The sequence below is a fragment of the Herpetosiphonaceae bacterium genome (assembly GCA_036374795.1).
In the GTDB taxonomy this organism is placed as follows: Bacteria; Chloroflexota; Chloroflexia; order Chloroflexales; family Kallotenuaceae; genus LB3-1.
The window spans coordinates 21,729-28,660 of the sequence record DASUTC010000341.1; the positions used below are offsets into that span (position 1 = coordinate 21,729).

At 64.1% G+C, this 6,932-nt stretch carries 6 protein-coding genes; 1 reads left to right on the forward strand and 5 read right to left on the reverse strand.

Features of this window, described 5'->3' with window-relative positions:
* Positions 1-85: 85 nt before the first annotated feature.
* A complete protein-coding gene (locus VFZ66_26280; GenBank protein ID HEX6292719.1) occupies positions 86-1,810 on the reverse strand; it encodes a hypothetical protein in 1,725 nt (574 codons plus the stop codon).
* Positions 1,811-2,091: 281 nt separating this feature from the next.
* Here VFZ66_26280 and aspS point away from each other — a divergent pair, with 281 nt between their 5' ends.
* Complete coding sequence (gene aspS / locus VFZ66_26285) at positions 2,092-3,864, forward strand: aspartate--tRNA ligase (protein HEX6292720.1); 1,773 nt, start codon at positions 2,092-2,094, stop codon at positions 3,862-3,864.
* Positions 3,865-3,958: 94 nt separating this feature from the next.
* On the opposite strand, the gene VFZ66_26290 is transcribed toward aspS, so the two are convergent.
* The 4 genes from VFZ66_26290 to VFZ66_26305 form a co-directional block, all read right to left on the reverse strand.
* A complete protein-coding gene (locus VFZ66_26290) occupies positions 3,959-4,249 on the reverse strand; it encodes a PRC-barrel domain-containing protein (GenBank protein ID HEX6292721.1) in 291 nt (96 codons plus the stop codon).
* 268 nt (positions 4,250-4,517) lie between these two features.
* A complete protein-coding gene (locus VFZ66_26295; protein ID HEX6292722.1) occupies positions 4,518-4,826 on the reverse strand; it encodes a hypothetical protein in 309 nt (102 codons plus the stop codon).
* 118 nt (positions 4,827-4,944) lie between these two features.
* Positions 4,945-5,652, reverse strand: a complete 708-nt coding sequence (locus VFZ66_26300; GenBank protein HEX6292723.1) for an isochorismatase family cysteine hydrolase — start codon at positions 5,650-5,652, stop codon at positions 4,945-4,947.
* Between the two features lie 14 nt (positions 5,653-5,666).
* On the reverse strand, positions 5,667-6,932 hold a 1,266-nt coding region (locus VFZ66_26305; GenBank protein ID HEX6292724.1), incomplete at its 5' end, for an NAD+ synthase.

Here is a 6,932-nt window from a genome sequence, read left to right on the forward strand (position 1 = left end):
ACCACGGAAGAAACGCCGCCGTCCCGATCACACGATCGGGGCGGCGGGCTGATGCTACGGAATAATTGGTCTGTGCCGGGCGATTCTAGCGCGATTCAGCGCCCAGGCGTCCGAGCAAGACCTTGTACGGATTGGGCTGATCCGGGTGGAACTCGAAGCGCGCGCGCTCGAACCACTGCGTCTGGCCGGTCCAGCCGTCAGGATTCTTCTCGACGTTGACGCTGGTCAGCGGCAGGCCGAAGAGCGCCAGGCTCTCGCGCTCGCTCACGCCGGGATCGCCGAACTCAAGGCCGTGCGAGCGCCAGTAGCTCAGGAACGGCTCGCACAGGTTGTGCTGCGTCTCCGCAAAATACTTACAGCCGCGCTTGGGCTGCTCGCGCGGCAGCGTCTCCCAGGGTCGGCCCTGCTTGTAGAGCAGATCGCCGCCGAGGCGTCCGAGCAGCACATCGTAGGGCGCGGCCTTTTCGGGGTGCAGCTCCAGGCGGTTGCGCTCGAAGATCTGCATGCGATACCTGCCGTCGAGCGTCTGCCGCTCCGACTCCGCATCCAGCGGAAAGCCGAAGACCGGCAGGCCGCCGCTCTGGTTCCAGTAATCCAGCAGCCGACCGCTCACGGTCTGGCCCGTCTCTGGGAAGGTCCGCGAGTTGCCCGGCGGAGGCGTGGGCTGCGGCGTGGGCTGTGGCGTTGGCTGCGGCGTGGGCTGCGGAGCAGCGCCGCCCGGAGCGGTGAAGCGCGTGTACCGAATGTCGGGGCCGGACGGCAGAAACGCCTCGTAGGCGACATGCCCGACAAGCGTCGATCCGGCCACGCCCGCGACATCGACGTTCACATCGAAGGGCGCGCCGTTGACCGAGGCGTTCGCGGCGGGGTGCCAATCCTGGCCCAGCGGCTTCACCATATAGTAGATCTCCCACTCGCCGCTGTTCTTGCTCGACCACGCGACATGCAGGTTGCCGCCCGCGTCGGCATCGATCGCCACCGATCCCGCTGCGTCGCCGTCCGAGATCGGCTGCACGCTCCACGTGCCGCCGGTCTGCTGCGCCCAGAACGCGCCGACGCCGACCGCGCGCCATGCGGCATAGACCGCGCCGCTCGGCGCGACGGTGATCGTCGGATCGGCCTCGAAGCCGCCGCCCGAAGTCACCTGGCCGATCGCAAAATTCGCGCCGGTCCAGGGTCCGGCAAAAATATCGCCCTTGGCATTGCCGAAGATCACGTACAGGCTGTTGTTCGGCCCGGCGGCAAGGCGCGGTCGCGCCAGCGGCTCCGCCTGATTCGTCACCAGGATCGGGCCGTTCCACTTGACGCCGTCGTCGGAGAAGCTCGCCAGGAGCGCAGGAGCATCGTTGACGAAGCTGCGCCAGACGACAAAGGTGCGCCCGCCGCTGGTGACGGCAATATCGACGAAGTGGGCGAAGCTCAGCCCCGAAACGATGACCTGCTCGCCGACGTTGGGCGCGCGGTACATGATCCGCGAGCCATTTTCGGACCAGACGCTGCGGAAGTCGCCCGTGCCGTTCGGCCCTGCGGCAACCGCGTGGTTGAAGTATGAGGGATTACCGGTTCTGCCAAGCACGGCGCTGGAGGCGAGGCCCTGACCGCCGCCGCGCTTGATCGCCAGCACGGAATCGCCGCTGCTGTAGGCCAGCGCAAGCTGATCGCCCGACTGAGCGAGGCTAGGAAACTTAACATTCTGGCTGGAGCCCGACACGCTCTCGATATATTCGCGCTGTGCCGGTGCTGAAGCCTGGACCGACGCTAGCGTGAGCACAAGCAGCATAGCGAAGATCGAGGATTTGAGTAGTCGCATACGGTCCTTCTCTTTCTTCAAGACGGCGCCATCGCCGTACGTAAGCTGCGGCAATCGCCCGTAGCCCGCGACGCCTTAGGGCCGCAGTTATAGCACAATTGTCTAAATCAGGCAAAGAGAGCGGGCTATTTAAGTCGATTGGCGCACCGGATCACAGGTGGGACGCAGCGGCTTGCACGAGCCTGCGGCAGAGCGGTACGGTAGCTTTCTGTAAATCAGGCAAAGCGCCATTGCTACCGCCGTCCGGTTCGCTATAATACACTTTTGTTCAGGAGAGAATCATGCTGCGAACCCATACGTGCGGCGATTTACGCGCCGAACACGCGGGCCAGACCATAACATTGACCGGATGGCTCAACCGCCGCCGTGATCACGGCCCTTTGATCTTCATCGACCTACGCGACCGTTACGGACTGACGCAAGTTGTCGCCGATAAAACCGATCAGCCTGAGGCGCACGCCGCCCTTGAGCAGGCGCGCAACGAGTACGTGTTGCAGATCGAGGGCGTGGTGCGCGAGCGGCCAGCCGAGGCGCGCAATCCCGATCTGCCGACCGGCACGATCGAGGTCGTTGCCACGGGCGTCACAGTGCTCAATGCCGCCAGGCAAACGCCGCTCTACGTCAGCCGCGAGGGCGGCGAGGACGAGACGCTGCGGCTCAAGTACCGCTATATCGATCTGCGGCGGGCGCGTATGCAGCGCAACATCGTGCTGCGTCACCAGGCGATCAAGTTTATGCGCGATTACCTCTCGGCGCGCGACTTCCTCGAAATCGAAACGCCGATGCTGATGGCGTCCACGCCCGAAGGCGCGCGCGATTACCTCGTGCCGTCGCGGATTCATCCCGGCGAGTTCTACGCGCTGCCGCAATCGCCGCAGCAGCTCAAGCAGTTGTTGATGGTCGCGGGCTTCGACAAATATTTCCAGGTGGCGCGCTGTATGCGCGACGAGGATTTGCGCGCCGATCGACAGCCGGAGTTTACTCAGCTTGACATCGAGATGAGCTTTGTCGAGCAGGGCGACGTGCTCGATCTGATCGAGGGGCTGATCGCCGAGATGGTGCAGACGCTCGTGCCGCACAAGCGCATCGTCACGCCGTTTCCGCGCCTGACCTACCAGGAGGCGATCGAGCGCTACGGCTCGGACAAGCCCGATCTGCGCTATGGCCTGGAGCTGGTCGATATTTCCGAGCTGGTCGCGGACTCGCAGTTCGGCGTGTTCACCACGGCGCTTGAGCGCGGCGGACAGGTCAAGGGCATGCGCGTTCCCGGTGTCGGCAGCTACTCGCGCAAGCAGCTCGACGAGCTGAATGAGGTTGCGCGGATCGGCGGGGCCAAGGGCGTGGCCGCGATTGCCGTGGAGGCCGATGGCGTCAAGTCGTCGATCGCTAAGTTCTTTAGCGATGAGCAGATGCGGGCGATCGTAGAGCGGCTCGGCGGCGCGGCGGGCGATCTGCTGGTCTTTGTGGCCGACCCCGACCGCAATGTAGTTGCGGCATCGCTCGATAAGCTGCGCCGCGAGTTCGCCGCGCGCCTTCAGTTGGCCGACGAGAGCGTGCTGCACTTCGGCTGGGTCTATGATTTTCCGGCCTTCGAGTGGGACGAGGAAGAGCAGCGCTGGAATGCGATGCATCATCCGTTCACCTCGCCGCGCGACGAAGACCTGACGCTGCTCGACACTGATCCGGGCAAGGTACACGCCAAAGCCTATGACCTGATCTGCAACGGCTACGAGGCGGGCGGCGGCTCGATCCGTATTCATCGCCGCGATGTGCAGGCCAGGCTCTTTAGCCTGCTGAATATCTCGCCTGAGGAGCAGCAGCGCAAGTTCGGCCATATGCTCGAAGCGTTCGAGTACGGCGCTCCGCCGCATGGTGGCATTGCGCTCGGCATCGACCGGCTGATCCTGTTGCTGGCCGACGAGGACAACATCCGCGAGGTGATCGCGTTTCCTAAGACGCAGCGCGCCGAAGACCTGATGCTCGGCTCGCCCTCACCTGTGGACGAGCGCCAGCTCAAGGATCTGCATCTGCGGATCGTCGAGGACGACAAGTAGGCGCGAGGCGCTCAGTCTCACTCACACGGCAGGCGGTGGATACACGATCCACCGCCTGCGTGATCCGCGCTCCGTGCCGTGTGTCGACTGGCCGCTACCTGATCCAGGCTGGCTTCTGGTGCCAGGCTGCGGTCTTATCGACCGTCTCCGCATCGACTGAGAGCATGACGGTGTTCTGGTCGATACCGCTGATGACCCGGCAGGGCAGGAAAAGATGGTCCCGCCCCAGGAAGCCGCGATGCACCTCAACGCAGGTTTCTTCCTCGCTGTGGATGGGACCGCCCACCGATGTGCCGAACCAGATCTCACTGATTTTGCCTAGCTTCGTGCCATCGCTCGTCTGTATCTCCATCCCTTCACGCAGTTGATGGCTGATGTCTTCCATGACCTACCTCCTCATGTAGTCGCGGATGACGGTCGTCGAGCGCGTTTCAAGCTTGTAGAGCAGAGCCAGCAGATGGCGTGCCAGGGGGTGAAAGAACCGAGAACAAAGAACAGAGAACAGAGAACAAAGGGGAGCACCGAGAATCAAGAACCAGGAACCAAGAACTGAGAACCAGTGCCCCCTCTCCTATGCTGAAAGCCGCGCGGGAAAGGGAACCCGCGCGGGTGGGCAAGGGGGCAGGGGGTGAGGGCCTGAACCAAGAACTCTTTTACTCCACGCCGCGCACCTGCACCGTGCCGTCATTCGTAATCGTCACGCCGACATGGTCGACGTTGCCGCCAGCACTGATCTCGATCTCGTATATCGTCGCTGCCTGGGTGGTGGTCGTATCGAGCAGCCGGATCGCGTCGATCGGCGCGGGATATTGCTCGTCGCTGGCGCGTCCCGCATCGGCAGGCGCGATGGTGGTCGGCGGAGCGGCCTGTTTCTCGCGGATGTACTGCTGCGCCGCGTCGACGATCACGCTCTGCGCGTTGGGATCGAGCGTCTGCATGGCGGTGTCGAACTGAATGTCCATGATCTCCTCCTGTTCGGGCGTTGACCTGACATTCCTTCAATCCGTAGGCCAGCGTTTCGCAAACAAAGGCACGGTCGCTAGAACCGTGCCTCTGCCGCTCGGATCGTGCCGACGAGCGCTACACCAGCCGTCTGACGATCTCGACGCCGTTCTGCTCCATGTGGTGCAGGAAGACCAGATGATGAAAATCGCCGGGATGCGGGCGGATGCCAAGCTGGCGCGCCGTGTCAACCGGGATGTCGTAGGTATCGACACAATCCTCTACCAGCACCACGCGCCGATCGAGCTGCCGTGCGTTGGCGTCCATGCGCAGGTGCATCGCCAGGTTGTAGGTGCAGAGATCAGTACAGTCACCGGTGACGATGTACATGGCAACCTGCGGATGCTCGCGCACCCAGCCGGGCAGAGCGGTATCCACAAAGGCGCTCAGCGCGTTCTTCTCAATGATCGTGAATGAGTCGCTGAAGGGTAGCGCCAGCAGCTCCGGCACCGTCTCCGACTCGGCGGTGCCTCGGATGCAGTGCGGCGGATACGACATAAACTCGACCGCGTCGGGCTCGTGGGTGTCCTGCGGCAGCACAAAATGCCGCACCCCGCGCTCGTGCAGCTCCGAGAATAGCCGCGCGATCGGCTCGACGATCGTGTCGACGCGCGGGCTGGCGAGCGCTCCCTCCTTGCAGAAGCCGACGATCACATCGACACAGACGACGGCCACCTTGTCGGGCTGCCCGCCGATCAGCGCATCCAGCGACTCGTCCTTGAGGTTGTCGTGCCACTCTTCCAGGTAGCGCAGAAACGGCGCGGCAGATTCTACAAATCCAGGCATAGCTTGCCTCCTTATCAATAATCCAGCGGGCGCAGGTAGTACTCGCCGATCGCCGTGGACGAGAGCATCGCGACGCTGGGCAGATGCCGCTTCCAGTGCGTCGAGCTGACGCGCTGTATCACGATGCGGACGCTCTCCGGCTTGAAGCCCAGCTCGACCAGCCGCTCCTCGGTGTAGCCTTGCAGCAGCCAGTACAGAATCCGGTCGGCCTCGCGGTAGGAGATGCCGAAGTCGCTCTCGTCGGTCTGCCCCACGATCAGATCGGCGCTGGCGGGCTTCCCGACGATCACCTGTGGCACGCCCAGGTAGTCGGATAACTGCCAGACCTGCGACTTGAAGAGATCGCCCAGCGGATTGACCGGCGGCGAGTCGTCGGCGTGCCACGTGAAGTAGCCGAAGAGCCGCTCGGTTTTGTTGCCGGTGCCGATCGGGATGCAGTTGAAGCGCGCCGACTGATCGAAGAGTGTGATCATACGCACGCGGGCCATGACGTTGCCGCGTCGCCGCCCGTCCGCGTCGGGCGCGTGGCGCAGGTAGCCGTCCACGGCATCGCTGATCTCGATCGTCTCGCATTGCATGCCCAGGTCATCGGCGACAAGCTGGGCGTGCTCCAGGCTCTCGCGGCTGGAGGTGCGATAGGGCATGCGAATGCCGACGACGTTCTCAGGGCCGAAGGCGCGCGCGCAGAGGTAGGCCGTCAGCGCCGAGTCCACGCCGCCGGATAGCCCAAGCACGACCTTCTTGAAGCCGCGTCGGATCGTCACCTCGTCGCGCAGGAAGCGGATCAGCCACTCGGCGGTTGCTGCCGCATCGATCTTGAGCGGCGCGTCGGAGCCTGGATCGAAGGCGGGCGCGGCGATCACCGGGAAGGGCTGGAAGTTGTCGGAGCTTGTGGCGCGCTGCTGGCGCTCCGTACCGGCGCGCGCCTCGTCGGGATGCGTCGTCTTGCCGTTGCCCGCCTCGACGTTGTGGGCAAGACCATGTGCCGTGCGCTCGTGCGTCATGCCTCGATCGAGCGCTGGTGCTGCCGTCGAAAGATGCCCATTCTCCCACGTCGCTCGATCGCGCTGGCCCGATCCCGCAGTCTGTAGCTCGCGGAGCAGATGCGGCAGCAGCGTCTCGGTATCTGCCAGCAGCGGCAGATCGGCGCGCACCAGATGCAGATCGCGCAGATCGACATGCGCCTGGACCAGCGCCTCCTGCCAGAGCGGCCCGCGCGCATGAGTCTCGCCGCGCGGTCCCACCACCAGCGAGCCGCCAGCGAAACCTTTACCGCCCTC

Coding starts and splice junctions, on each gene's coding strand:
- VFZ66_26280 (HEX6292719.1), bottom strand. CDS start 1,810: ATGCGACTACTCAAATCCTCGATCTTCGCTATGCTGCTTGTGCTCACG.
- aspS (HEX6292720.1), top strand. CDS start 2,092: ATGCTGCGAACCCATACGTGCGGCGATTTACGCGCCGAACACGCGGGC.
- VFZ66_26290 (HEX6292721.1), bottom strand. CDS start 4,249: ATGGAAGACATCAGCCATCAACTGCGTGAAGGGATGGAGATACAGACG.
- VFZ66_26295 (HEX6292722.1), bottom strand. CDS start 4,826: ATGGACATTCAGTTCGACACCGCCATGCAGACGCTCGATCCCAACGCG.
- VFZ66_26300 (HEX6292723.1), bottom strand. CDS start 5,652: ATGCCTGGATTTGTAGAATCTGCCGCGCCGTTTCTGCGCTACCTGGAA.